Source organism: Pandoraea anhela (assembly GCF_902459655.1).
Classification (GTDB): domain Bacteria; phylum Pseudomonadota; class Gammaproteobacteria; order Burkholderiales; family Burkholderiaceae; genus Pandoraea; species Pandoraea anhela.
Map to the genome: position 1 here is coordinate 34,403 of NZ_CABPSB010000022.1, position 25,810 is coordinate 60,212.

Consider the following 25,810-nt stretch of genomic DNA (forward strand, 5'->3'; position numbering starts at 1 on the left):
GGGGGCGAAGCGCCACCGCCCGAGCCGGATCAACGTCCCTCGAAAATCGCCAACTGACGCTTCACTTCCTCGCGCAACTCGGACGACAGGGCGGGCGCGGGCGGCACCAGCGGGGCGAGCATCGCCGGCGCGTTCACGCCGATCAGATCCATCACCGACTTCATCGGGCCGGGGTTCGTCTCGGCGAACGCGAGATTCATCAGCGGAATGAGCGAACGGTGCAGTTCCAGCGCTTCGGCCGTCTTGCCTTCCGAGGCCAGAGCGAAAATGCGTTGCCATGCCGTGGGCAGCAGCGACGCCGTTACCACGATCCCCCCGCGCGCACCGGCCGCGACATGCAGCGGGAACAGCGTGTCTTCACCGCTGAGCACCGCGAACGACGCGTCGACGCCGGCCACCGTGCGCAGGAAATGCCACATGTCGGTGTTGCACGCCTTCATGCCGATGATGTTCTCGTGGCGCGACAGTTCGTGCAGCACTTCCGGGGCAATCGCGATACGCGTGCGATACGGAATTTCATAAACCAGGATCGGCAGCGGCGACTCGTCGGCATAACGCAGGAAGTAGTCGCGGATGCCGGCTTGCGTCGGGTTCGTGTAGTAAGGCGTGAGCACCAGCAGCCCGTCGGCGCCGGCGGCAGCGAAGTCGCGGCCGGCGCCAATGGCGTCGTGATACCCCGGGTCGAGCACGCCGGCGATGACCGGCACGTCGCGACCGTGCGCCTTCACTTCCTGCGCCGTGAGTTCGGCCATGCGCACGCGCTCGGCGCGTGAGAGCGCGCCGTATTCCCCGGTGCCGCCCAGCGGCACCACACCGTCGATGCCCTGCGCCAGCAAGTAGCGCATGAGCGCGCGGGCGGCGTCGGTATGAATCGTGTCGTCGGCGTTCACCGGCGTGGGGATCGCCGGGAAAATGCCCTTGAGTTGTTCGGAGCGAAGCATGAATTAAACGTCCGTGAATCGTAGGTTCGTGGAAATCGGATACCGCATCCGGTCAGGCCGTCAGACTGCGACGGCGCAGACGCTCGGCCACCCAGATGAGCGCGGCGATGAAAAGGAACAGGCACGTGGAGACCGCGGCGATCACCGGCGAGATCTGCATCGTGATTTCGTCCCAGAATTGCTTGGGCAATGTGGTCGACAAGCCGCCCGACGTGAACAGGGCAATCGTCAGTTCGTCGAACGACGTTGCGAACGCGAAAAGGAACGACGAGAGCAGCCCCGCACCGAGAATCGGGAACGTCACGCGGCGCAGCGTCGCCCACGGACGTGCCCCAAGGCTGTATGCCGCCAGATCGAGACGCGTGTCGTAGTTGCGCAGCACCGCCATCATCGTGATGACGACATAAGGCACGGCAACCACGGTGTGGGCGAGCGTGAGCCCCACGCTGGAGCCGACCAGCCCGACCTTGGCGAAGAAATAGAACACGCCGACGGCCAGAATCATGCGCGGCACGACGATCGGGGCGAGCACGAAGGCGAGCATCGCCGACTTGCCGCGCATACCGCCGCGCACCAGCAGGAATGCCGCAGGCGTGCCGATCAGCATCGACAGCAGCCCCGCGCCGATCCCCACGAGCATCGAACGCGTGACGGCCTGCATCCACAGCGGCGAATCCCAGATCTGCTGATACCACTGAAGCGAGAAGCCCTTCGGCGGCCATGCCAGCCCGGATGCCGAATCGAACGACATCGGAATCATCAGCAGCGCGGGGGCCGCGAGGAACACGACCAGCAGGAAAACGATCACGCGCAGCAGCGGCCCGTCGCCCTGCTCGCCCTTGTGACGCGGCAACACGCGCAACAGCAGATCGGTGGCGCTGCCGAGCGTGGCGAGGACCTTCTCGCCCAGCGAGCGGCTCCAGCCGCCACGGCGCTTGCCCGTCTTCGTGTCGCCCGCGCCGCCGGCCATCGTCGAGAGACCGACCATGCGGTCGTAGACGAAGAACACGGCCAGCACCACGGCGAGCAGCAGCACGGAAATCGCCCCGGCGAAACCCCAGTTCAGCGCCTGCATCACCTGATCGATGATCAGTTGCGTGATCATGGTCTCGTGACGGCCGCCGAGCAGCGTCGGCGTAATGAAGAAGCCGATCGCGGTGACGAACACCATCAGCGCGCCGGCGGCCACGCCCGGCAACGACAGCGGGAAGTACACGCGCCAGAAGACCGTGCCGGGACGCGCCCCCAGGGTCGACGCCGCACTCGGCAGGCGACGGTCGATGTTTTCCATGACGGAGAGCATCGTGAGCACGGCCAGCGGCATGAGCGCGTGCACCATCCCCAGCACCACCGCCGGGAAGCTATAGAGCAGCGAGAGCGGCTGATCGATCAGACCGAGATCGAGCAGCGTACGGTTGACGACACCGTTGCGCCCGAGCAGCACCACCCATGCGAACGTACGCACGAGAAAGCTCGTCCAGAACGAGAGCAACAGCCAGAACAGCAGCCGCTGCTTGCGCGCGCCGGTGAGCGTGGAGAGCCGGTAGGCGATCGGATAGCCCGTGAGTACCGCGAAGAAGGTCGTGTAGAGCGAGACCTTCAATGTGATGAGCAGCACCTCGACGTACACCGACGAGGCGAACAGACGCTGGTACTCGGCGAAAGTAAAGCCACTCTCGCCGCGAATGCTCAGCAGCAGCAACTGGCCGACCGGATAGATCAGCATCACCGCCAGCAAAATGACGATGGGCGCGGCCATGAGCAGCGGGCGCAGACGCGCGCGCCACGGCGAGCGGCGCGGCGTCGGCTGCGCGGGCTGAGAGGGTTGGGAGGACGAAGGACGAACCACGGCAGATGCACTCATGGCTTACCCCGCGATCGCCACGGCGTCGTCGGCATGCCAGGCGAGGCCCAGCGTCTGACCGATTTCGTAGCGGTTGCCCTGACGATGCGTCGGGAACGCCGCCACGAGCGACTTGCTCGCGTCCGCGCCGGTCACCGCCGATTGCAGATACAGCTTCGTCATGCCGCCGGTGACCATGATGTCGGTGAGCTTGGCGGAGATCGTTGCCACACCATTCGCGGCCGAGGGTCCGGCATCGACGTGCTGAACGTGCAGGTTCTGCGGACGCAGCATGAGCTTGACGGGTCGGCCGCGTTCGATCTGCGCGTCGTAGACCATCGCGCCTGCGCCGCCGGCCGCGTCCACGCCCGGCATGGCCACGCGCACCTGATCGCCCGCGCGTTCGAGCACGGTGGCGTCGAGCAGGTTGGACTCACCGAGGAAATCGGCGACGAACACGCTCTTCGGACGGAAATACAGGTCGTCCGGCGTACCCAGTTGCGCGATTTCCCCGGCGTTCATCAGGCAAATGCGATCGGACATCGTCATCGCTTCTTCCTGATCGTGCGTCACGTACACGATGGTGGTGCCGAGCTCACGGTGGATGCGCTTGATTTCGAGCTGCATGTGATCGCGCAGCTTCTTGTCCAGCGCGCCCAGCGGCTCGTCCATCAGAATGATCGACGGCCGGTAGACCATGCAGCGGGCGAGCGCGATGCGCTGCTGCTGCCCGCCCGAGAGTTCGCGCGGATAGCGCTCGGCCACGTGAGGCAGATGCACCATCTCCAGCGCATTCATGACCATCTTGCGAGCCTCGGCGGCATCGGTGCGACGCATCTGCAACGGGAACGCGATGTTCTCCGCCACCGTCATGTGGGGGAATAGCGCGTAGTTCTGGAACACCATGCCGATGTCGCGCTCGTACGGCGCACCGTACGTGACATCGGCCCCATTGATGCGGATAGCGCCCGCATCGGGCTGCGACAAACCGGCGATGAGCGAGAGCAAAGTGGTCTTGCCCGAGCCGCTGGGGCCGAGCAAGGTCAGGAATTCGCCCTGTGCGACATCGAGATCGGTCGGCGCCAGCGCGACGAAATCGCCGTAACGCTTGGACAGGCCCGAGACTTGAAGATTGGCAACGGTCATGAGATCAGCACCCCAAGAAACATGAAACGGAACAGCAGGTGAGGATCAGGTCAGGATCCAGCGGTTGAAACGTTCGAGCGCAACGCTCTGGTTCTGCTGCCAGAACTGGGCGTCGATGTGCACGCCGCTCTTCATGTTGTCCGGGAACGTCGGGCAATGCTTGGCGACTTCCGGTTTCACGAAGTTGAACGCTTCGGGCTGCGTCAAGCCGGCGGGGAAGTACTTGACCAGTTCCGCCTGACGCTTCGGATCGCTCGCGAACTTGATGAACTCGCGGCAAGCGGCAGCGTTCGGCGTGCCCTTGAGGATCGACCAGTTGTCGACGCCCCAGATGTTCTGATTCCAGACGATCTCGACCGGCACGCCGTTGGCTTGCGCCGCCTGCGCACGCGAAGCCCACGTGGCGACCAGATCGACTTCGCCCGAGCCGAGCATCTGCTCGACCTGCGCACCGGTCGTCCACCACACGGCGACTTGCTTGGCGATCTTGTCCAGGCTCTTGAACGCGCGGTCGAAGTCGCACGGATACACCGACCCCGGCGCAACGCCGTCGGCCAGCAGCGCCTGCTCGATGGTGTCGAACGGATACTTGCGGATCGAGCGACGGCCCGGGAAATCCTTCACGTTCCACAGGTCGGCCCACGATGTCGGCGCCTTGCGGCCCTTGAACGCGTCGGTGCGATAAGCGAGCACTGTCGAGTAGACGTTGGTGCCCACGCCGAACGGCGACATGTACTGCTTCGGAATCTTCGCGATGGTCGGGTCCGATTCGAGCCCGTGACGCTCCAGATACTCCTTGCCGCCCGAGGTCAGCAGGAGGATGGCCGGCTGGCTGATCTTCGCCATGTCCCACGTGTAGCTACCGGCTTCGACCATGCTCTTGATCTGCGCGGTCGGTTCGGCGTTGGCCTGCACACCGACGACCTCGATGCCCGTCGCCTTGGCGAACGGCTTGTAGTACACGGCGTCGTACGCCTTCGTGTAAATACCGCCGTCGTCGCGCACCACGATGCGCTTGGTCGCGGCGCGCGAGGGCGTCCACACGAACGGGAAGGCAACGGCGGCCGCGCCGACGATGGCTGTCTTCATGGCCGTGCGGCGGCCCGGTTGTGCGAGCGTCGCTGCGTGGTTATCGGCGGAATCGAGCGGGCTTGCGGAGGTCTTGCGTTTCATCATGGTCTCCGGTCTTGACTGGGAGGGTGGGCGCGGCGACGGAAGCGATTTCGGCACAGCCGCCGCGCGCGCAGTTATGGCAAAACAAACAGCAAAACGTGAAAAACGAAAATCTCGGGAATGGACGGGTGATGCGTGATTCGTGCGATATGTTCGATTTGTTCGATATGTCCGCTACTCAGGGAACGAGACGTCCCGGATTGAACAACTGGTTCGGATCGAGCGCCGCCTTCACAGTGCGCATCAACGCGAGTTCCGCCGAGGCCTTGTAGCGCTGCATCAGCGGCAAGCCCGTCTGGCCTACGCCGTGCTCCGCGCTGAACGTGCCCGACAGACGCGCGGCCACGTCGTTCACGCACGCACGCATCGCGTCGCCCATGGCTGCGCTGTCGGTGAGCGCCGCCCACGCGGCGAACGAGAACATCGGAATGAAGTGCACGTTGCCGTCGCCCATGTGGCCGACGATGGCGATGTCCAGACCCGGCACGATGGCGTGCACCGCGCGCGTCGACGCTTCGATGAATTCGGACACGCTCGACACCGGCACGGCACAGTCGGTCGTCAGCCCGATGGCGGCCTTCTTGTTCGCCTCGCTCACGCTGTGGCGCACTTCCCACAAATCGGCGCGCTGCGTTTCGTTGGCGGCAATCACGGCGTCTTCCACCAGCCCCTGTTCGATGGCTTCGCCCAACGTTTCTGTCAGTACGGCCTCGAGTCCCCCGGCATCGCGCGTGTCGCCCAGTTCGACAAGCACGTGCCACGCGTGAGCGCCCGTGAGCGGATTACGGCGGTTCGGCACGTTGGCCAACACCAGATCGAGCTGGTGGCGATTCATGATTTCGAACGCGGAAAGACGCGAGCCGCACGCGTTCTGGAACATGCCGAGAATCTGCTGCGCGGCGGCCGGATCGCGCGGGGCGAACCAGGCCAGCGCGTGATGCGTGGGCAGCGGATGCAACTTGAGCGCCGCCGCCGTGATGATGCCCAGCGTGCCTTCGGCACCGATGAACAGATGCTTGAGATCGATGCCCGTGTTGTCCTTGCGCAGCGCCCGCAGTCCATCCCAGACCGTGCCGTCGGCCAGCACGACTTCGAGGCCGAGCACGTTCTCGCGGGTGTTGCCGTAGCGCAGCACGCTGGTGCCGCCCGCATTGGTCGAGAGCGTGCCACCGATCTGACACGAGCCTTCTGCGCCCAGACTGACCGGATAGAGACGCCCGACGTCGGCCGCCGCATCCTGCACGGTTTTCAGAATGCACCCCGCTTCGACGACCATCGAGCCGTTCGCAGCGTCGATCTGACGGATGTGACGCATGCGCGCCAGATTCAGAATCACCGGCGCCGGGCCGTGCGTTGGCGGCACCGCGCCGCCGCACAGGCTCGTATTACCGCCCTGTGGGAGGATCGGCACCCTGGCAGCCGCGCACAGCTTCACAATGTCGCTGACCTGAGCAGTGGACGACGGCAACACCACGCACAGGGCGTCGCCCCGATAGCGCCCGCGCCAGTCTTCCGTGTAACCGGCGGTGTCGGGCTCGCTCGTGAGCACGGCGTCCGCACCCAGCGCCTCCTGCAACCGGTTCAACAGCGTCTCTTGCGTGACTGCGTCGTTCATTGCCTGCCTGCTCCTGAATGCCTGCGTTTGACCGCTGCGCTGCGTTTGCGGCGTCTCCCACTGAGACTGTACGCAACAAGCGGTATTGCCATACCAGACGCCCGTCTGGCGATTTCTTGTGATCAAGGATAGGCGATAAAAAATTGCAATAAAATATCTTTAATTGCAATGCGCTCATTTTAGGTGTTTATGCGGATGTCACCGATACGACGGTCAACGCGCCCGTGAGTTAAGTGATAATGGCCCCACCCTTCATACGAGGTGCCGTCGACATGCCCGAAGCTGCACACTTCATCGGCAATCAGTGGCTCGCCCCCGCCCGGCGCGCCGGGGTCTCAGCCGCCGCATCCGCCAGCGCGGCGAACACCGTCATCGCCGTCATCGATCCCTCCGACGGACAACCGTTCACCGAAATCGCCCGGGGCGACGCCGAAGACATCGACCGCGCGGTGCGCGCGGCGCGCGCCGCCTTCGACGGCGAGTGGGGACGCACCGCCGCTGCCGAGCGCGGGCGCACGCTATACGCCTTCGCAACGCTGCTCGCAAAGCATCAGGAAGCCCTCGCGCAACTCGAAGCCCGCGACACCGGCAAGCCGCTCAGGCAGGCACGCGCCGACGCTGCGGCCATCGTCCGTTACTTCGAGTTCTACGCCGGCGCCGCCGACAAGCTGCATGGCGAGACGATTCCCTATCAGCAAGGCTTTACCGTCTTGACGATGCGCGAGCCGCACGGCGTGACCGGACACATCATTCCGTGGAACTACCCGCTGCAAATCTTCGGACGCAGCGTGGCCGCCGCGCTCGCCACCGGCAACGCCTGCGTGGTCAAGCCGGCCGAGGACGCCTGTCTGTCGTTGCTGCGGGTAGCCGAACTGTCGAAGGAAGCCGGTCTGCCGCCCGGTGCACTCAATATCGTGACGGGCTTCGGTGCGGAGGCCGGTGCGGCGCTCGCGCGGCATCCGGGCATCGATCACATCTCGTTTACCGGGTCGCCGGCGACCGGCACGCTGATCTCGCAGATGGCCGCCGAGCACCACACACCGGTCACGCTGGAACTCGGGGGCAAGTCGCCGCAGATCGTCTTCGCCGATGCCGACATGGATGCCGTGCTGCCGGTGGTGGTCAACGCCATCGTGCAGAACGCGGGGCAGACGTGCTCGGCGGGGAGCCGCCTGCTCGTGCAGCGCGATGCCTACGAGACCGTGCTCGCGCATCTGGCCGATGCATTCGCGCGATTGCGCGTAGGGCCGTCACAAGACGATCTCGACCTCGGCCCGCTCATCAATGCGCGCCAGCAGCAGCGCGTGTGGGACTTCCTGTCCGAGGCGCAGCACGACGGCATTACCGTCATGTCGCAGGGCGAAGTCGTCGGCAGCGCGCCGGAAGCCGGGTTTTATCAGGCGCCGACGCTGCTGCGCGACGTGCCGCACATGCACCGTCTCGCCCGTGAAGAGGTGTTCGGGCCGGTGCTGGCCGCCATGCCGTTCACCGACGAGGCCGACGCGGTGCGTCTGGCCAACGACACGCCATATGGGCTGGCCGCCGGGGTGTGGACGCGCGACGGCGGGCGGCAGATGCGCCTCGCGCGCAACATCCGCGCAGGACAGGTCTTCATCAACAACTACGGCGCAGGCGGCGGCGTGGAGTTGCCGTTCGGCGGCATGAAACACTCCGGCCACGGCCGCGAGAAAGGCTTCGAAGCGCTCTACGGGTTCACGACACTCAAGACGGTCGCCATCCGGCACGGTTGATTCGTACCCTCCAGCACTTTCCGGCACTTTCCGGCAACCTCCGGCCGCCGTTGGAGATACCGCGCAGTACCTGGCATCGCACCACCTGAAACCGATCGCAGCGAAGCGCCGAAGGCCCCCTGAGCGCAGGGCGCTTCGCGTAGAAAAATGCACATCAGGGACCTTTGGAGACAAGGCATGCGTTTGCAAGAGAAAGTGGCCATCGTCACAGGCGCCGGGTCGGGATTCGGCGAAGGCATCGCAAAGACGTTCGCGCGCGAAGGCGCCGCCGTCGTCGTCAACGACCTGAATCGCGAAGCCGGCGAGCGAGTGGCCGGCGAAATCGTCGACGCCGGTGGGCGCGCGGCGTTCGTGTATGGCGACGTCTCGCGCGAGGACGATCACGTCACGCTGCTCGACGAAGCCGTCACGCGTTTCGGCCATCTCGATATCGTGGTCAACAATGCGGGCACCACGCACCGCAACAAGCCGCTGCTCGAAGTCACGGAAGCCGAGTTCGACCGGGTCTATGCGGTCAACGTCAAAAGCCTCTTCTGGAGCGCGCGCGCCGTCATCCCTTATTTTCAGCGGCGTGGCGGCGGCGTGATGATCAACATCGCCTCGACGGCCGGCGTGCGCCCGCGCCCGGGCCTCGTCTGGTACAACGGCAGCAAAGGGGCCGTGATCACCGCGAGCAAAGCGATGGCCGCCGAATTCGGCCCGCAGAACATTCGCGTGAACTGCGTCAATCCGGTCATCGGCGACACGGGCCTGACCGCAGAATTCATGGGCGTACCCAACACGCCCGAGAACCGCGCCAAGTTCCTCGCCGGCATTCCGCTCGGACGCTTCTCCACCCCACAGGACATCGCCAACGCTTGCCTGTATCTCGCAAGTGACGACGCCGCGTTCATCACCGGCGTGTGCCTCGAAGTCGACGGCGGACGTTGCATCTGACGGGATCTGCCAATCCCGCGCCGACGCCCGCGCCCACACCCGCGTACATTCCGTTTTCAGCAGTCCGTAGCACCCGTAGTTGTTACACACACCATAACTAGACAATACCTCGTCAAACCGGAGGAGATTCCGCATGAACAGCGTTCCGACGCCCCCCTCGCCAATGGCCGGCACACCGCCGGCGGACTTCGAAGCGGCCACCTACCGCAAGGTCGGCTGGCGGCTGATTCCGTTTCTGCTGCTGTGCTACGTCGTCGCATATCTCGACCGCGTAAACGTGGGATTCGCCAAGTTGCAGATGGTTGGCGACCTGCAATTCTCCGAGACGGTGTTCGGCCTCGGCGCCGGCATCTTCTTCATCGGCTACTTCATCTTCGAAGTGCCCAGCAACGTGATCCTGCATCGCGTCGGCGCGCGCGTCTGGATCGCGCGCATCATGATCTCGTGGGGCATCATCTCGGGCGCGACGATGTTCGTCACCACGCCGTCGATGTTCTATGTGATGCGATTCCTGCTCGGCGTGGCCGAAGCGGGATTCTTCCCCGGCATCATCCTGTACATCACCTACTGGTACCCGGCCTCGCGGCGCGGGCGCATGACGGCGTGGTTCATGACGGCCGTGGCGCTCTCGGGCCTGATCGGCGGGCCGATCTCGGGCTGGATTCTGAAGGACATGAGCGGCGTGAGCGGGCTGGCCGGCTGGCAGTGGATGTTCCTGCTCGAAGCGATTCCGTCGGTGGTGATCGGCATCGCGGTGCTGTTCGTGCTCAACGACCGCATTCGCGACGCAAAGTGGCTCAGCGACGACGAGAAGTCGCTGCTCGAACGCAATATCGCGAGCGACGTGCTCACCAAGGAAGACTTGCCGCTGCGTCGGGTGTTCTCCAGCGCACGCGTGTGGATGATGAGCCTCATCTACTTCTCGTTCGTGATCGGCCTGTACGGCGTCGGCTTCTGGCTGCCGACGATCATCAAGAGCACGGGTGTGACCGATCCGTTGCAGATCGGGCTGCTCACCGCCATTCCGTACTTCTTCGCGGTGATCGCGATGGTGCTCGTCGGACGCCGATCGGATCTGCGCGGCGAGCGTCGCTGGCACATTGCGATTCCGGCATTCATCGGCGCGATCGGTCTGTTCCTGTCCACGGTGTGGAGCCACAACACGCAACTCGCCATGGTCGCGCTCACGCTCGCCACGATGGGCATCATGATCGTGTTGCCGCTGTTCTGGAGCCTGCCCACCGCATTTCTGGGGGGCACGGCCGCAGCGGCGGGCATCGCGATGATCAACTCGCTAGGCAATCTGGCTGGGTTCGTCGGCCCCTATTTGATCGGTTTTCTCAAGGACACGACCCAAAGCACCAACAGTGGCATGTTCCTGCTCACCGTCTTCATGATTCTCGGCGGATTGCTGACGCTGGCGGTCCCGGCGCGGCTGGTGAACCAGTAACCTGCCGCATCGGTTTGTCTGACGAAACACCGTCTTGATCACCGGGACCGAGACGCCACGGGGCGACTGGCCGGGTCGCCACGGTGGGAGTACCATGACTTGACGAATCAGGCCGTCCCCACCCCGGGACGGCTTGTTTTTTCCCCCCTGGCTGTTGCCCCCTGAGCTTCACGGATTCGCATGCCCGCCAACGACTCACAGACGACGCCGGCCGGCGTCTCGCTCTCCCCCGCCGAGATCAAGTCGATCCTCACCGGCTTGCTCCTCATCATGTTTCTCGGCTCGCTCGACCAGACCATCGTCGCGCCCGCCTTGCCGACCATCGCGCGAGATCTCGGCAGCTTCGACGCCGTCTCCTGGGTCGTCACCGCTTACCTGCTGTCGTCCACGGCCATCACGCCCATCGTGGGCAAGCTCTCCGATCTGTTGGGGCGACGTGTCGTGATCGCCGTGAGCGTCACCGTCTTCCTCGTGGGATCCGTGCTGTGTGCACTCGCACCGACAATGCTCGCGCTGATTCTCGCGCGCGGCGTGCAGGGGCTGGGCGGCGGCGGGTTGATCGCGCTGTCGAATACGGTGATTGCGGACATCGTGTCGCCGCGCGAGCGCGGCCGCTATCAGGGATACATCTCCGGGATGTTCGCGGTCTCCGGCGTGGCCGGCCCTGTCACGGGCGGTGTGTTCGCGCAGTACCTCAACTGGACGCTCATCTTCTGGATCAACATTCCGCTCGGCCTGCTCGCGATCTATCTGAGCGACCGCGCGCTGCGACGTCTGCCGCGTCGCGCCGGCAAGCCGAGCATCGATTATCTCGGTTCGCTGCTGCTGATCGTCTCCACCGTCTGTCTGCTGCTCGCGCTCACGTGGGGCGGGCATCGTTACGCATGGGTGTCGCCGGAAATCGGCGGGCTCATGGCGGTCACCCTGGTGATCGGCGCGGTGTTCCTGCGTCACCAACGCACGGTGCGCGAACCGTTGTTGCCTGTCGCGTTGCTCGCCAATCCGGTGTTTCGCATGACGTCGACGATGGCCGTGCTCGTGATGATGGTCAATATCAGTATCGGCATTTATGTGCCGCTCTATCTGCAACTGCAACGCGGCGAGTCGGCGAGCCGCTCAGGCCTGATGCTGATTCTGCCGCTGCTGGGCATCGTGGTCGGTGCGCTGAGTTCAGGGCACTACATGCGCAAGACGGGGCACTACAAGCGGCCGCCACAGATCGGCCTGCCGGTCGCGCTGGCCGGGCTGGCGATCATCGCCGCCGGTGTGCAGTCGCTGCCGCTCGGGGTAATCGGGCTGTGTCTCGGGCTCGTGGGCATCGGTTTCGGCTCCGCCATGCCGGTCATGACGGTTGCCACGCAGAACGCCGTCGCGCCGCGCGACATCGGTATCGCCACGGCGGCGCACGCATTCTTCCGCGCGCTGGGCGGCATGATCGGCGTCGCGATGTTCGGAGCGCTGATCGTCGGCTTGCTGGTCTCGGGCGACGACGGCAGCACAACGCGTGAACTCACGGACTTCCTGCGCCCCGGCGGCGCGCCGGCAGGGATGACGGAACATCTGCGTATCGCCTTCGGGGCGTTCTTCGGCGGCAGTGCGCTGATTACCGCACTGGCCGTCGCGGCGCTCAGCCGTCTGCCGGAAATTCCCTTGCGCCAAAGCTCCGGGAACGAGGCGACCGCCGTCGAGTAAGGCGAAACCCGGCGCCTCGGATCGTTGCTGGCGGTCCATCCGGGCGGCATTCCAGGCGGACAATCGAGGTGACCCACCGCGTTCCGACCGTCACGGGGATTTGCAGCTTTCGCTCATCCCCGTGCCGTTCCCCGCAATTGACTGACGTTCCCCAAAGTGCACAACCGATAGTGGCCCCACTGTAGGAACTCCTTCCAACGCCATAAGGAGTTCGTCATGGGCGGCACTGAACCACTGTCGAAAGCCCTACCGCCGAATCAAACGCAGTATTCGACGTTCGCATCGCAGTCACCGACGTCGTCAACGGCCTCGTCGCCGCACGCGTCCGACGCGACGCAACGCCTTCCGCAAGACCTCACCACGGTGCGAAGCACGACGCAACGCCCATCGGAGACGAGTAACTTCATCGCGACTTTCGCCAACCGCCTCTTCCCCCCGAGAGTCGCGCCGATCTGCACGCCGACCTCGCCGCCGAGCGCCATACAGGCGGCTCGGGCGCGGGGCGCAGCGGCATTGGCGAAGCTGCCCCCCGTCGCCTGTCAGTCGGTCCACACGGCGTTGGCGCCCGCCGTCGCGCCGCCGGTCTCGCGCCTTGCCGACTTGCCCAATGTGGCAAATGCGGATGAGCGCTACAGCGCGTGGATCAAGCTGCTCTATGACGAAGCAAGCACAACCGCGCGGATGACACCCCGTCAGCTCTCCCCTTTCGCCGATGCGCTCGACGACTTGCACGAAAGGCATCGACCGTTCGCGGCCGAATTCTTGATCGTGTTCCTGAGGGACTTCTATGTCAGCAACAAGCCAGGCGAACTGGCAACGTATGTCGGTGAGGTTTTCGATGCCATGAAACGGCCGGCATGCGCCACGGCATTGGTGCGCGGCTTTTTCGATTGCACCGCGACCGTATTCGGCGACAAGCAGCACCTCGTTGCGACAGGGATCCTGACCCATCTCGATCGCCGCATGCAAAGCGATGCCGATCGGCTCTGGCGCGCTACGGCCATCTGGTCGCTCGGGTTCATGCGCCCCGAGCAACGCTACGATGCCTGGGAGAGCGCCTTCACCCGGCTGCGCCACCGCTTGTCGACGGCGTGCGTTGCCGACATCGGACTCCATGCCAGCGCAATCGGGCTGATCCCGGCGGGCGACCAGCAGCAGCGAGCGGCCGGTCAGTTGGTCAGGTTCATCGTCATGTCGCTAAAACGACTCGACGCTCGCGACGCCAGAATGACGTTTGTTTGCGATGCGCTGTCGGCCATCAGCGACAAGGCGGTCCGGGCGGACATTGCCGAAAGACTGATGGAGCGCGCCAGTGCGGATAACAGTGCATCACGGGACGAAGTGACTCGCGTTATCTCCGAACGGCTCGACATGTTCGATCCGGGTACCGGCTTCCATTTCCTGAGCCTGCTGAGTCGCACGGGCAAGTCGGCCCAATCAGAAAAGTCCTGACGCGAGCGACAAAGTGGACTGCCGGACAACCCGGCAAAGTGCGGACTCCTTTATCGATGTATCTCCTGCAAGGAGTCCGCATTGTTCCCTTCTTCACGCTACACGCACATCGTCCCGGCAACCGGGACGACCGCTGCCGACAACCCGGCGACGACTTCCCCGCCGCTTTCCCCCCCGACTTGCGGCCCAAGTTCCAGCGCTTGCGCGACGACGGCGACAACATCGGCGCTGTCAGCCCAGTCGACCCCATCGACCGTATTGCGCACCACCTTTCTCAACGATTTCTGGCAGACGTCCCAAGCCCCGCTAAGCCCGTCGATGGCGATGGCGATGCCCGGCTTCGGCCCGGGCGCCGCCGAGGAGACGCTCCCCTCCTTGCCGTCGCCACCGTCGCCACCGTCGCTGCCGTCATCGCTCATGACCGCCACCGAGTTTTGCATCGACTTCTCGGGCTTATTCGAACACCCCTTACCGTGCGGGGCCACCGCACGGGTGCCGCCCGCACCGACAGGCAAGCGCAGCGTCTCGACGGCATTCGATGAGGACGCCACCGCGAACGCCGCACGATGGAAGCGCCTGGCCGCTCTGCGCGAGATTCCGACGCTCGAACCGAAGCCGTCGACCTCGGGCATGGTCGCTCGCACCCGCCCGCCGATTCCGGATCACGTGTTGCGCAAAGCGCTGCTCATCCTGGGCGAGCCCGCAACGCAGGCGTCTGACGGGTTCGCCACGCTCGAATCGCGGGCCATCGACGTGGTGCTGGAAAAAGGGCGCTACGCCGATGCGCATCATCTGCTAGAAGGGTTGCTGCGACGGCTTGAGACCCATCAACATCACCCGAACTGGACGACGGCATTCGAGCGCGTCGTGGCTCTCGCCCTGCGGTTCGAGGCCCGCACGGAGCAAGCCGCGCGGGCAATGCTGCTCACCTGCGACAACACTTCCGGCGACGCTGCGCAAGCGCTGGCGCACGCATCGACGCATGCCAGCATCGAGCATCTGGTGGCGCACCGGCTGCATGCGATCGCCGATATGCCCGCCGAAACACGCGCCGGCGAATGGCGCAACCTGCTCGCCGGCATGCAACGATCGAAGGCGTGTACGACGGCGCAACGTCTGGTGCCGCTCGCGCGATTCATCGGTTTGCTCGCCGAAGCGGAGCAAACCCCCGCAGCGTGCGCCGTCGTCGAGGCGGCGTGCACGTTCACCGGCCACGGCGGTTGGCGCGAATTGGCGTCGCAACTGCTTGGTGCCGTGCCCCGCGGTGACACCCCAACGATTGCGCAAAGCCTCACGAGCAGCAACCGGCGCATGTATGGCGACGACATGAAGGCCATCGTCGAAGCGGTCTCGGATCGCATCGATCGCATGCCTGACGCAGCCGCACGAGCGCTGGTCGGCCATCTCGAGACGATCGTCATGATGCGGGGTGACTTCGACTATCTGGTCTTCGGGCCGGACGAGTGCGCGCAAATGCTCGACGATCTGCGCTCGACCTGTCGCCGCAGCGGCTTCGACGATCTGGCCGCCGGACTGGACGCAACGCTGGAGGAAGTCTGCGACGAATACAAGCGGACGATGATGGACTGACGATTCGACAGCGCAGAAACGCCCCCCAACGACAACACCCGCATCGAGCGGGTGTTGTCGGTCGAACGGCTGCTTCCGGCGCCAAGCGCCTCGGGTCAGGCCGTCGCGCAGGCCCGGTAGTGACGATTGGCCTGATCCATCTGACCAAGACCTTCGAAGAGTTGCGCGAGCGACAGATGCAGTCGCTGCTGGAGATGCCGGTCGTCGGTGTGACGCAGCGCGCCTTCGAGGAACGTTTGCGCCTTGCCCCACAACCGCTGGTGCTGGCATAGCTTGCCCAGCGCGTAGAGCAGATCGGGATCGTTCGGATGGCGTTGCTGCCACGCTTCGGCTTTCTGGATGAGCGGCAAGGCGTCACCGCCCGCACACTCGGCGTAACGGCGCAGCAGACGCGCATCCCAATGCTCCGCCAACGCGGCTTCCACAATATCGCGGGCTTCACGCGGACGGTCCAGCGCGATCAGCAATTCGGCGGCGACATCGGCGATTCGCGCCGACGTGCGTGCGTCCGCCGGCAATTCATGCCAGCACTTGAGCAGCGCATCCGCATCGTGACGATGGTCGCGCAGAATGCCTTCGCTGGCCGTCTGCTTGAGCTTGGCCGCCAGCGCCGGGTGCAAGGCTTCCCGCTTTTCCAGCACCTTGAGCAGCGTCAGCACTTCAGGCCAGTGTTTGAGATGCTGATGCGCACGCAGCGCCACGAGCTGCGCCTGCATACGACGCGCGCCCTGCGCGCGCATCTCGGTCAGCGCTTCGAGCGCGCCTTCCGCATCGCGATTGTCGACGCGAAGTTCCGCCGTCTGCAGCAGACGCGCTTCTTCGAGATTCGCCCCCTGCGCTTCGGCCAGCCACGCGTCGCGACGCGCAAACTCGCGCATGCGATGCGCCGCACGCGCGCCGATGATCGCGGCCACACCGCGGTTATCGTCCTGCTCCGCGGCTTCGCGGGCGGCCTTCTCCGCACGCGTGTAGCGCCCCGCGAAAAGGTTCGCCACGGCGTCGCGCAGGGCGATGTTTGCGCGGCGACTGCGTTGGCGATTGCGATAAGCCGCCACGCGTTCCGGCATCTTGTAGATGTTGCGCAGAATCCGAATGATGACGTACAGCGCAACGAACAACGCCAGCAGCGCCAGCACGAACAGGTTCAGCGATACGTCCACGCGGTATGGCGGCACCAGCATCACCACCTGCCCGTGATTGAACGTGGCCAGCACGGCGAAGCCGGCCGCCACCGCAAACAGGAGCGTCAACCAGATCAATCCTCGCATGCCCGGCTCCTTACGGCTTTTCCTTGACGTCCTTGACCTGACCGATGGCGGTCAGGCTGGCGTCAAGGGTCGGCAGTTCGATGGTGCGCGAGCCCGAATCGACCTGATCGAGCAACGTTTTGACCGCGGCGATACGGCGCGACTTGGCATCGAAGTACTTGTCGAGCGCGGCCTGAGCGACCAGCACGTCGCTATGCACGGCGGACGCGTTGCGGGCGAGCAGCGCCAGACGCGCGTTGAGCAACCGCAGCTTCAGGTTCGCCCGCAGGAATGCACCCTGCTCGGGCGCAACGAGCATCACGTCCGGATCGTCGAGACGTCTGACCTGCACCAGTTGTTTGAGACTGCCGAGCATCTCACCGGACAGCCGGTGCCACGTGGCAGCCCAGCCCGCCTCGCCGGCGCCGCTCGGGCCGCTGGCGTCCGTCTTCGGAGCAACGCGCTGCTCCTCGGCCTGAAGCGGCAGCGTGTCGATCATGGCGATGGCCTGATCGAGCTTGCCCGTGAGTTGCGGCAGGTCGGCGGCCGGCACGGCCTTGAGGCGGTCGATGTCCTTCTTCAGTGCGTCGCGCACACCGGCGAGTTGCGGCGCGCCGGTGCGGGCCAGCCGCGCGTCGGCGCCTTCGAGCGCAATCAGCGCGCCACGTACGTTGCCCGTCAACTGCAATTGTTGATTCGCGCTCGTGACGATCTGTTCAGTTTCGGCGAGCACCCACTCGTCGCGGTTGTGCGCGAGCTCCTGATAGAGCTGTTCGAGCGCGGCCTGCTGACTGCGCGAGTCGGACACACGGCCTTCCAGCGCCGTGAGCCGGTTCTGAAGATCGCGTTGATTGTCGAGCGCCTGCGCGGTGCGCACCTGCGCCTGCATGACCTGCGAGTCGCCCGCTTGCTGACGGCGCGCCATTTCCTGCTGCACGCGGTCGAGCTTCTGGTTGAGCGACCAGCCGCCGATGCCGGCGCCCGCCGTCACGAGCACGAAGAGCAGCCAGGGCAGCGCCGCCCCCGAGCCGCGACGCTTCTGCGGTGGCTCGGGCGGTTGCCATGCGGGTGGGACGCCTGCGGTGCCGTAGGCGGCGCCGGTTGCGGTTGAATGCGCCGTCGGGCCGGTCGACGCCGACGGGTTCTGGGAAGACTCTGGAACGCGATTATCTGTCGTCATGCTTGACTTGAATGGGATCCGCCCATGTTTTGAGTGCCGCCAGCAAGTTCTCGTCACCGGGCGCGCACTGCGTAATCCTATCAAACCCCGCCGATCGCGCGGCATCCGCGATGCGGGTATGCGAAGTAAAGCACGTTGCGGCAAGGATCTGCGCGAGCACTTGCGGGGTGCCCGGCGTGTGAACGCCATCGCGCGTACCGTAACGCGCCGCGAGCAACGTGGCGAGATGCCGGACAGCCTCGGAGCTGGTCAGCACCCAGGCGCAACGCGCCGGCGAGACCAGCCGGGCTTCGAGCGCGGCCCATGCCGCCGTGTCCGGCTCAGGCGCGCGACGCGTGTACGCGCTCACGACATCGAGCTGCGCCCCGCTGGTCCGTAGTGTGTCGGCCAGCAACTCGCGGCCACCGTCGCCGCGCACCAGCAGCACGCGCTGCCCGGCGAGCGCTGGCAGATCGAGTTGCGCGAGCAGCGCCTCGGAGTCGAAACGCGCCTCGGGGCCGCCGGGCGGCACGATGACGCGATGGTCGGGCGGCGCGATGCCTGCGTCGGCCAGCGCCTGTGCACTGCCCGGCCCGACCACGGCGACGGGCAAAGCGGCGGGCCACAGCGCCCCTGCGCCGCTCAGCCCGCCGCCATCGCTTCCATCGCTTCCATCGCTTCCATCGCTCCCCTCTTCAGAGGATTGCGAGCGTGGCTGACGCGACAGGTGCAAAAGCCGGGCGAGCGCATGGGTCACGGCATTGGGCGAGATGAACACGGCCAGCGCGTACGACGTCAGCGAGCGCAAGGCGTCGTCGAGCGCCGTCAGCGCCACCGGGTCGGCCTGCGCAGCGATATGCAACAGAGGGAATTCGAGCGTATCGATACCTTGGGCGTTCAGCGACCGGGCAAGCGCTTCGGCCTGTCCGTCGGGACGCGTCAGGATCGCGCACGGCGCAACGGCAGCGGCCACGACGCGTTTGGGCATGCCGTCCTCACGCCGGCCACCGCCAGCGCCGTCGGCCATGGGGGTGGCCGCTCCGGTCACTCCGGTCGCTCCGGTCGTTGTGACCGTCACGCCCGTCGGTGTCGGCGGCGTCGGCGTGCGCGGCGTCAAACGGCAGCGTCCTTCGGCTCGGACGGTGGCACCAACGCCAGCCCGCCCGCGTCGATCAGTTCCTGCGCCACGCGCCGGCCCAGCGCCTCGGCGCCGGCCACGTCGCCCACCGCCACCTTGGCGGCGCCTTGCGCACGAAGCACCGTCGCACCGTCCGTCGAGGCGATAAAGGCACGCAGCGCCAGATCGCCGTGCGACGACCGTTCGGCATACGCGCCAAGAGGCACCTGACACGAGCCGCCGAGCGCTCTCGATACCGCACGCTCGGCGCTCACCGCCAGCGTAGTGTTGGCATCGTGCAACGGTGCGAGCCATTGCAAGATTTCGGGACGTCCGGCGCGCACTTCGATGCCGAGCGCCCCCTGACCGGCTGCCGGCAGGCTCGCATCCGTCGGAATGATCGCCCGGATACGCGCCGCCAGCCCAAGGCGCTTCAGGCCGGCTGCGGCCAGAATGATGGCCGCGAAGTCGCCCCGGTCGAGCTTGGCCAGACGCGTGTCGAGATTGCCGCGCAACGGCGCGACCTTGAGATGCGGATAACGTGTGCGCAGACTCACTTCGCGTCGCAGGCTCGACGTGCCGACGACCGCCCCGGCCGGCAAGGCGTCCAGGCTGTCGTAGTCGTTGCTCACGAAAGCGTCGCACGGGTCTTCGCGTTCGAGCACGGCAGCCAGCGCAAAACCGTCCGGCAACTGCATCGGTACGTCTTTGAGCGAGTGCACGGCGAGATCGGCGCGGCCGTCGGCCAGCGCCAGTTCGAGTTCCTTGACGAACAGCCCCTTGCCGCCGACCTTCGCGAGCGAACGGTCGAGAATTTGGTCACCGCGAGTGGTCATTCCGAGAATACTGACGTGACACTGCGGATATAATTTGTGCAGCGCGTCACGAACGTGTTCGGCTTGCCACATGGCGAGGCGGCTCTCGCGTGAAGCGATCACCAGGGTTTCAGGAGAAGCGAAGTTCATTCAGCAACCGCGTGAAGACCAAAAGAAAAAATGGTAACACGCTTGACCGGCCCGAACGGCTGGTCTCGAGAGGAGCGACATGAAGAGCAGCGCAAAGGCAAAAGCCCCGAAAGAGGGCCTGGCCAAGTCGGTCGGCAAGACGTCCCCCGCGAAGGCAGCAGCCGCGGTTTCATCCACCCCAGCCGCCTCAGCCACGCCGCCGCGCCCATCGCGGTCGCCCCGCTCGGGCCCGGCCGCCAACGGGACGGGCAAGGTCCTGCCCTCCGCAGCAACGCCCAAAGCCCGCCGCTCGCGCGAGGACAAGGACGCCCCGCTGCGTGAGGACATCCGCTTCCTCGGCCGCCTGCTCGGCGACGTGCTGCGCGAGCAACAGGGCAGCGCCGCCTTCGATCTGGTCGAGACCATTCGCCAGAACGCCGTGCGCTTTCACCGCGAAGGCGACCGCAGCGCCGCCAAAGCGCTCGACTCCCTGCTCAACGGGCTGACCAACGAGCAAGCCATTCAGGTTGTGCGGGCGTTCAGTTACTTCTCGCATCTGGCCAACATTGCCGAAGATCGCCATCACAACCGCCGTCGTCGCGTGCATGCACTGGCCGGCAGCCGCCCCCAGCCGGGCAGCCTGAGCGCCGCGCTGCAAAGCCTGAAGGACGCCGGGCGCGACGATCCCGCCACATTGCAAGCCTTCTTCGCCAGCGCGCTCATCGTGCCGGTGCTCACCGCCCACCCGACCGAAGTCCAGCGCAAGAGCATTCTCGACGCCGAACGCGAAATCGCCCGACTGCTGGAACATCGTGACGACGCGCTGACGGAGCGCGAGTCGTCGCGCAACACGGAATCGATGCGCGCCTACGTCACGACCCTCTGGCAGACGCGCATGCTGCGCAGCTCGCGCCTGACGGTGGCCGACGAAATCGAAAACGCGCTGTCGTACTACCGCAGTACGTTCCTGTCCGAGATTCCTGCGCTGTACGACGATGTGGCCGCCGAGTTGCACGACGCCGTGCCCAGCGTACGCTCCGAAGGCCTCGGACGCTTCCTGCAAATGGGCAGTTGGATCGGCGGCGATCGCGACGGCAACCCGAACGTCACTGCGCAGACGCTGCAACTGGCAATCACCCGGCAGGCCACGGAAATCTTCGCTCACTACCTCGAAGAGGTGCACTTGCTGGGCGCGGAGCTGTCCGTCTCGCAACTGCTCGCCGGCGCCAGCGACGCGCTGCTCACGCTCGCCCGCCGCTCGCCGGACGACTCCCCGCATCGCACCGACGAACCCTACCGACGCGCGCTGATCGGCGTGTACGCGCGACTGGCCGCGACCGCGCGCGAGTGGGTCGGTCACGTGCCGCATCGCGGTGCTGTCGGCAACGCCAGCCCTTATCTCGACGCCAGCGAGTTCATCTCCGATCTGAACACGGTCGTCGCGTCGCTCATGGCGCATCACGGCAGCGCACTCGTCTCGCAACGCCTCGGACCGCTCGTGCGCGCCGCCGAGGTGTTCGGCTTCCATCTCGCGAGCATCGACCTGCGTCAAAGCTCGGACATCCACGAAGCGGTCATCGCGGAGTTGTTCGCAAAAGCCGGCGTGGAAACGAATTACGCAAAGCTCGACGAGGACCAGAAGCTCGCGCTGTTGCTGCGCGAACTACGCGAAGCGCGTCCGCTCTTCTCGCCGTATCTCGAATACTCGCAACGCACACGCGACGAGTTGGCCGTGTTTGCCGCCGCACGCGACATCCGCGCCCGCTTCGGCGCGCGAGCCGTACGCAACTACATCATCTCCCACACGGAAACCGTGAGCGATCTGGTGGAGGTGATGCTGCTGCAAAAGGAGACGGGACTCTTTCAGGGCGCACTCGGCGGCGAAGGGACGAAAGCGCTCGAGCCCAGGGTCGGCGCGATGGTCATCCCGCTGTTCGAGACGATTGCCGACTTGCGCAACGCGCCGGTCATCATGCGCGAGTTCTTCGACATCCCGGGTATGTCGGGTGTCGTGACGCAGCAAGGCGGTGAGCAGGAAGTCATGCTCGGCTATTCGGACAGCAACAAGGACGGCGGCTTCCTCACCTCCAACTGGGAACTCTACAAGGCCGAACTGGCGCTGGTGCGTCTGTTCGAGGAGAAAGGGATCCGCCTGCGCCTGTTCCACGGCCGGGGCGGCACGGTCGGTCGCGGCGGCGGCCCGACCTATCAGGCCATTCTGTCGCAGCCGCCGGGCACCGTGAACGGGCAGATCCGCCTGACGGAGCAAGGCGAGATCATTGCCAGCAAGTTCGCCAACCCGGAGATCGGACGCCGCAATCTGGAGACCATCGTCGCCGCCACGCTCGAAGCCACCCTGCTGCCGAGCCGCAATCAGCCGCCACGTCTGGCGGCGTTCGAGGCCGTCATGCAGACGCTCTCCGACACCGCGTTCGACGCCTATCGCGATCTCGTGTACGAGACGCCCGGCTTTACCGACTACTTCTTCTCGGCCACGCCAATCGCGGAGATCGCCGAACTGAACATCGGTTCGCGTCCCGCGTCGCGCAAGTTCTCCGATCCGAAGCATCGCCGCATCGAAGACCTGCGCGCCATTCCGTGGGGCTTCTCGTGGGGGCAGTGCCGCCTGCTGCTCACCGGCTGGTACGGCTTCGGCAGCGCGGTAAGCGCCTATCTCGACAGCGACAAGGCGGGGCGCGACAAGCGCCTGGACACGCTGCGTCAGATGGTCAAGCGCTGGCCGTTCTTTGCGAACCTGCTCTCGAACATGGACATGGTGCTCGCCAAGACGGATCTTGCCGTGGCCTCGCGTTACGCCGAACTCGTGCCGGACGAAAAACTGCGCAAGCGTGTGTTCCACCGTATCGTCGCCGAGTGGCAAAGCACGTCGCAGGCGCTGGCGCTGATCACCGGGCACGAAGAGCGTCTGGCGGACAATCCGATGCTCGCGCGCTCGATCAAGAACCGCTTTCCGTATCTCGATCCGCTCAATCACTTGCAGGTCGAGTTGCTGCGCCGGCATCGCGCGGGGGAATCGGACGAGCGGGCGCGGCGCGGCATCCATCTGTCCATCAACGGGATTGCGGCCGGACTGCGCAATACCGGCTGACGTCGAAAAGCGATCGATATCAACCGGGGCAGGCGCGGCGTAGCGCCCCGGCCCCCACCGCCGGGCAGGGGCCGCTCTCCCCTATTCGATGAGACCTCCCGAGGGCGAGTCCATCCGCTCTTGGGAATCTCCCCAACGACAGTCGACGCATAGGGCGGTATATTTCGACGCATTCGACCCGATGGCTGCCGGGGGGCCAATCCATCATGCATTCCGATCACTCTCATCCTTCGCATCGCGTCCGATCGAACGGGCCGTTCGCCCGCCAGCCCTTCAAACGATGGGCCGCCTTGCTCGTGACATGTGCGTCGTTCGCCGTCGGAGCGTTCAGTGCGGGCGCTCACGCCGCCACGCCGACGGAAACGGCGGCGCCGGGTGCGGACGCCGAGACGTCTGCGTCCACCGCTCGAGCACTGGCGGCTGCACCGCACGGGATACGCGGGTTCGCCGTGCGGCTCGTCTCGCAGGCGCTGGCCGCGTCGCCGGCGCACGCGTCCGGGCCACGTCCCATCGTCGATCCCGTACTCGATCCGTTGATGAACGGCATTCTGGCGCGACTGTCGATTAGCGAGGCCGTGGCCCGCAACAAGTACGCGTCGGGCAAACCGGTGCAGGATACGCCCCGCGAACAGGCCTTGCTCGACAACGTGGGCGAACGCGCCCCCCAGTTCGGCCTGACGCCCGCACAGGCGCGCACCTTCTTCCGTCTGCAAATCGAAGCGGGCAAACTCGTGCAAACGGCGTTGCTGGCGCGCTGGGCGCGCGACGGCGCCGCCCCGGGGGAACCCGTCGACCTGAGCACACGGTTGCGTCCGGCGCTCGATAAGCTCGGCACGTCCCTGATGCACGACCTCGGACGCCTTTGTGCGCTGCCCGACGACCCGTCGCGGCTGGCGCGCATCCATCAGGCGCGCGAGCGCATTGCACGGACGGCGAAGCTCGAAGCGCTGCAACGGGCGGCGTTCGACGAAGCGACGTCCGGACTGTGTCTGTCCGCGCCGCCGCGTGTCTGGACGCTGTCGCTGGTGAACTGACGGCAGCCACGCCCGCCGGACTGGCCCTGGCGGCAGCATGCGCGCCGGCGCTTGTCGTAGCGTGACCGCCGGGGTTGTATAATCGCGGTTTGCCGTGCTTTGCCACGGTTTGCGCCCACGGGCCTGAACGGGCCCACGATTAGCCACGCTACGACAATGACCTCCCAACTCCACAAGAAAGGCGAAGCCTGGTCGGCCCGCTTTTCCGAACCCGTTTCCGATCTCGTCAAGCGCTATACCGCGTCGGTGTTCTTCGACAAGCGACTCGCGCTGTTCGACATCGAAGGTTCGCTCGCTCACGCCGACATGCTCGCTGCGCAAGGCATCATCACCGCGCAGGATCTGGCCGACATCCAGCGAGGCATGGCACAAGTTCGCGCGGAGATCGAAGGCGGTCAGTTCGAGTGGCAACTGGATCTCGAAGACGTTCACCTCAACATCGAAGCCCGCCTGACGGCCCTGATCGGCGACGCCGGCAAGCGTCTGCACACCGGCCGCTCGCGTAACGATCAGGTCGCAACCGACATCCGTCTGTGGCTGCGCAGCGAAATCGACACCATCGGCAAACACCTCGGCGACCTGCGCCTTGCGCTGCTGGATCTGGCGGAACAACACAGCGCCACGATCCTGCCGGGCTTCACGCATCTGCAAGTGGCCCAGCCGGTGACGTTCGGTCACCATCTCATGGCTTACTTCGAGATGTTCAGCCGCGATGCCGAGCGCATGCTGGACGTGCGCCGTCGCGTGAACCGTCTGCCGCTGGGCGCGGCTGCGCTGGCCGGCACGAGTTACCCGATCGATCGCGAGCGCGTTGCCGCGACGCTCGGCTTCGAAGAGGTCTGCACGAACTCGCTCGACGCCGTGTCGGATCGCGACTTCGCCATCGAATTCACGGCCGCCGCCGCGCTCGTGATGACCCACGTCTCGCGCTTCTCGGAAGAACTGGTGCTGTGGATGAGCCCGCGCGTGGGCTTCATCGATCTGGCCGACCGTTTCTGCACCGGCAGCTCGATCATGCCGCAGAAGAAGAACCCGGATGTGCCCGAACTCGCACGCGGCAAGACCGGTCGTGTGAACGGCCATCTGATCGCGCTGCTCACGCTGATGAAGGGCCAGCCGCTCGCCTACAACAAGGACAATCAGGAAGACAAGGAACCGCTGTTCGATACGGTCGACACCGTCATCGACACGCTGCGGATCTTTGCCGACATGGTGCCGGGCATCAAGGTGCGCGAAGCCAATATGCGCAACGCGGCGCTGCAAGGCTTCTCGACGGCGACCGATCTGGCCGACTACCTCGTGAAGCAGGGTCTGCCGTTCCGCGACGCGCATGAAATCGTCGCGCACGCCGTGAAGATCTGCTCGGATCGCGATATCGATCTGGCGGATCTGTCGCTTGCCGAGTTGCAGAAGTTCTCGCCGCTCGTCGGTGAAGACGTCTTCGCATCTCTCACGCTCGAAGGCTCGGTCGCCAGCCGCAACCACATCGGCGGCACGGCCCCGGCGCAAGTTCAGCGCGCCATCGCCGCAGCACGCGCGAAGCTGGCGAAGTAAGCGACGCACCAGCCGTTCTCGCGTCGCCGACGCAAAAAAAATGCCACCCTTCGGGTG

Annotated in this window: 19 protein-coding genes; 9 read left to right on the top strand and 10 right to left on the bottom strand. The window is 65.5% G+C overall.

What is annotated here, in order from left to right; all coding sequences use genetic code 11:
* Positions 1 to 29: 29 nt before the first annotated feature.
* The 5 genes from PAN31108_RS22455 to PAN31108_RS22475 all read right to left on the bottom strand — a co-directional run bounded on the left by PAN31108_RS22455 (position 30) and on the right by PAN31108_RS22475 (position 6,718).
* Positions 30 to 941 carry a dihydrodipicolinate synthase family protein gene (locus tag PAN31108_RS22455; RefSeq protein ID WP_150670981.1) on the bottom strand — a complete coding sequence of 304 codons (912 nt, stop codon included), beginning with the start codon at positions 939 to 941 and terminating at the stop codon, positions 30 to 32.
* Between the two features lie 52 nt (positions 942 to 993).
* Positions 994 to 2,700: an ABC transporter permease subunit gene (locus tag PAN31108_RS22460; protein WP_150671019.1), complete on the bottom strand. Its 1,707-nt coding sequence runs from the start codon at positions 2,698 to 2,700 to the stop codon at positions 994 to 996.
* A gap of 108 nt (positions 2,701 to 2,808) precedes the next feature.
* Positions 2,809 to 3,930, bottom strand: a complete 1,122-nt coding sequence (locus tag PAN31108_RS22465) for an ABC transporter ATP-binding protein (protein ID WP_150670982.1) — start codon at positions 3,928 to 3,930, stop codon at positions 2,809 to 2,811.
* A gap of 45 nt (positions 3,931 to 3,975) precedes the next feature.
* Positions 3,976 to 5,019, bottom strand: coding sequence for an ABC transporter substrate-binding protein (locus PAN31108_RS22470; protein WP_174995108.1), 1,044 nt, complete (start codon positions 5,017 to 5,019; stop codon positions 3,976 to 3,978).
* Between the two features lie 262 nt (positions 5,020 to 5,281).
* Entirely contained in the window at positions 5,282 to 6,718 is a 1,437-nt protein-coding gene (locus PAN31108_RS22475; RefSeq protein WP_150670984.1) for an FAD-binding oxidoreductase, read from the bottom strand.
* Positions 6,719 to 6,990: 272 nt separating this feature from the next.
* Here PAN31108_RS22475 and PAN31108_RS22480 point away from each other — a divergent pair, with 272 nt between their 5' ends.
* From PAN31108_RS22480 to PAN31108_RS22500, 5 genes are all read left to right on the top strand, one after another.
* Positions 6,991 to 8,469 (top strand): aldehyde dehydrogenase family protein, encoded by a 1,479-nt coding sequence (locus tag PAN31108_RS22480; RefSeq protein WP_150670985.1) that lies wholly within the window; start codon positions 6,991 to 6,993, stop codon positions 8,467 to 8,469.
* Positions 8,470 to 8,646: 177 nt separating this feature from the next.
* Positions 8,647 to 9,405: an SDR family oxidoreductase gene (locus PAN31108_RS22485; RefSeq protein ID WP_150670986.1), complete on the top strand. Its 759-nt coding sequence runs from the start codon at positions 8,647 to 8,649 to the stop codon at positions 9,403 to 9,405.
* Between the two features lie 133 nt (positions 9,406 to 9,538).
* Entirely contained in the window at positions 9,539 to 10,855 is a 1,317-nt protein-coding gene (locus PAN31108_RS22490; protein ID WP_150670987.1) for an MFS transporter, read from the top strand.
* A 180-nt stretch (positions 10,856 to 11,035) separates the two neighbouring features.
* Positions 11,036 to 12,547 carry an MDR family MFS transporter gene (locus PAN31108_RS22495; RefSeq protein ID WP_150670988.1) on the top strand — a complete coding sequence of 504 codons (1,512 nt, stop codon included), beginning with the start codon at positions 11,036 to 11,038 and terminating at the stop codon, positions 12,545 to 12,547.
* 558 nt (positions 12,548 to 13,105) lie between these two features.
* A complete protein-coding gene (locus PAN31108_RS22500) occupies positions 13,106 to 13,999 on the top strand; it encodes a hypothetical protein (RefSeq protein WP_150670989.1) in 894 nt (297 codons plus the stop codon).
* Between the two features lie 98 nt (positions 14,000 to 14,097).
* Here the strand turns inward: PAN31108_RS22500 and PAN31108_RS22505 are convergent, their stop codons facing one another.
* Positions 14,098 to 14,439, bottom strand: a complete 342-nt coding sequence (locus PAN31108_RS22505; RefSeq protein ID WP_150670990.1) for a hypothetical protein — start codon at positions 14,437 to 14,439, stop codon at positions 14,098 to 14,100.
* Between PAN31108_RS22505 and PAN31108_RS22510 the strand changes: the two genes are divergently transcribed.
* Entirely contained in the window at positions 14,417 to 15,589 is a 1,173-nt protein-coding gene (locus tag PAN31108_RS22510) for a hypothetical protein (protein WP_150670991.1), read from the top strand. The two genes, PAN31108_RS22505 and PAN31108_RS22510, sit on opposite strands and share 23 nt — an antisense overlap.
* A gap of 95 nt (positions 15,590 to 15,684) precedes the next feature.
* On the opposite strand, the gene PAN31108_RS22515 is transcribed toward PAN31108_RS22510, so the two are convergent.
* The 4 genes from PAN31108_RS22515 to hemC form a co-directional block, all read right to left on the bottom strand.
* Positions 15,685 to 16,857 carry a heme biosynthesis HemY N-terminal domain-containing protein gene (locus tag PAN31108_RS22515; RefSeq protein ID WP_150670992.1) on the bottom strand — a complete coding sequence of 391 codons (1,173 nt, stop codon included), beginning with the start codon at positions 16,855 to 16,857 and terminating at the stop codon, positions 15,685 to 15,687.
* A 10-nt stretch (positions 16,858 to 16,867) separates the two neighbouring features.
* Positions 16,868 to 18,016, bottom strand: a complete 1,149-nt coding sequence (locus PAN31108_RS22520) for a uroporphyrinogen-III C-methyltransferase (RefSeq protein WP_174995105.1) — start codon at positions 18,014 to 18,016, stop codon at positions 16,868 to 16,870.
* A complete protein-coding gene (locus tag PAN31108_RS22525; protein WP_174995106.1) occupies positions 18,003 to 19,022 on the bottom strand; it encodes a uroporphyrinogen-III synthase in 1,020 nt (339 codons plus the stop codon). The genes PAN31108_RS22520 and PAN31108_RS22525 overlap by 14 nt, the downstream gene beginning before the upstream one ends.
* An 86-nt stretch (positions 19,023 to 19,108) precedes the next feature.
* Positions 19,109 to 20,077: a hydroxymethylbilane synthase gene (gene hemC, locus PAN31108_RS22530; protein WP_150670995.1), complete on the bottom strand. Its 969-nt coding sequence runs from the start codon at positions 20,075 to 20,077 to the stop codon at positions 19,109 to 19,111.
* Positions 20,078 to 20,156: 79 nt separating this feature from the next.
* On the opposite strand from hemC, the gene ppc reads away from it, so the two are divergent.
* From ppc to argH, 3 genes are all read left to right on the top strand, one after another.
* A complete protein-coding gene (gene ppc, locus PAN31108_RS22535) occupies positions 20,157 to 23,165 on the top strand; it encodes a phosphoenolpyruvate carboxylase (RefSeq protein WP_150670996.1) in 3,009 nt (1,002 codons plus the stop codon).
* A gap of 296 nt (positions 23,166 to 23,461) precedes the next feature.
* The gene (gene aroQ, locus PAN31108_RS22540; RefSeq protein ID WP_246184097.1) at positions 23,462 to 24,199 is read left to right on the top strand and encodes a gamma subclass chorismate mutase AroQ; all 738 of its coding nucleotides are present in this window, start codon (positions 23,462 to 23,464) and stop codon (positions 24,197 to 24,199) included.
* A 156-nt stretch (positions 24,200 to 24,355) separates the two neighbouring features.
* Complete coding sequence (argH, locus tag PAN31108_RS22545; RefSeq protein ID WP_150670998.1) at positions 24,356 to 25,753, top strand: argininosuccinate lyase; 1,398 nt, start codon at positions 24,356 to 24,358, stop codon at positions 25,751 to 25,753.
* The last annotated feature ends 57 nt before the right edge of the window (positions 25,754 to 25,810 follow it).

What these genes read in the sequence shown, in the direction of transcription:
- hemC (WP_150670995.1), bottom strand. Translation starts at nt 20,077, where the DNA reads ATGAACTTCGCTTCTCCTGAAACCCTGGTGATCGCTTCACGCGAGAGC.
- PAN31108_RS22475 (WP_150670984.1), bottom strand. Translation starts at nt 6,718, where the DNA reads ATGAACGACGCAGTCACGCAAGAGACGCTGTTGAACCGGTTGCAGGAG.
- PAN31108_RS22470 (WP_174995108.1), bottom strand. Translation starts at nt 5,019, where the DNA reads ATGAAGACAGCCATCGTCGGCGCGGCCGCCGTTGCCTTCCCGTTCGTG.
- PAN31108_RS22455 (WP_150670981.1), bottom strand. Translation starts at nt 941, where the DNA reads ATGCTTCGCTCCGAACAACTCAAGGGCATTTTCCCGGCGATCCCCACG.
- PAN31108_RS22460 (WP_150671019.1), bottom strand. Translation starts at nt 2,700, where the DNA reads ATGGCCGCGCCCATCGTCATTTTGCTGGCGGTGATGCTGATCTATCCG.
- argH (WP_150670998.1), top strand. Translation starts at nt 24,356, where the DNA reads ATGACCTCCCAACTCCACAAGAAAGGCGAAGCCTGGTCGGCCCGCTTT.
- PAN31108_RS22495 (WP_150670988.1), top strand. Translation starts at nt 11,036, where the DNA reads ATGCCCGCCAACGACTCACAGACGACGCCGGCCGGCGTCTCGCTCTCC.
- PAN31108_RS22480 (WP_150670985.1), top strand. Translation starts at nt 6,991, where the DNA reads ATGCCCGAAGCTGCACACTTCATCGGCAATCAGTGGCTCGCCCCCGCC.
- PAN31108_RS22515 (WP_150670992.1), bottom strand. Translation starts at nt 16,857, where the DNA reads ATGCGAGGATTGATCTGGTTGACGCTCCTGTTTGCGGTGGCGGCCGGC.
- ppc (WP_150670996.1), top strand. Translation starts at nt 20,157, where the DNA reads ATGAAGAGCAGCGCAAAGGCAAAAGCCCCGAAAGAGGGCCTGGCCAAG.
- PAN31108_RS22505 (WP_150670990.1), bottom strand. Translation starts at nt 14,439, where the DNA reads ATGCAAAACTCGGTGGCGGTCATGAGCGATGACGGCAGCGACGGTGGC.
- PAN31108_RS22485 (WP_150670986.1), top strand. Translation starts at nt 8,647, where the DNA reads ATGCGTTTGCAAGAGAAAGTGGCCATCGTCACAGGCGCCGGGTCGGGA.
- PAN31108_RS22520 (WP_174995105.1), bottom strand. Translation starts at nt 18,016, where the DNA reads ATGACGACAGATAATCGCGTTCCAGAGTCTTCCCAGAACCCGTCGGCG.
- PAN31108_RS22490 (WP_150670987.1), top strand. Translation starts at nt 9,539, where the DNA reads ATGAACAGCGTTCCGACGCCCCCCTCGCCAATGGCCGGCACACCGCCG.
- PAN31108_RS22525 (WP_174995106.1), bottom strand. Translation starts at nt 19,022, where the DNA reads ATGGCCGACGGCGCTGGCGGTGGCCGGCGTGAGGACGGCATGCCCAAA.
- PAN31108_RS22465 (WP_150670982.1), bottom strand. Translation starts at nt 3,930, where the DNA reads ATGACCGTTGCCAATCTTCAAGTCTCGGGCCTGTCCAAGCGTTACGGC.
- PAN31108_RS22510 (WP_150670991.1), top strand. Translation starts at nt 14,417, where the DNA reads ATGACCGCCACCGAGTTTTGCATCGACTTCTCGGGCTTATTCGAACAC.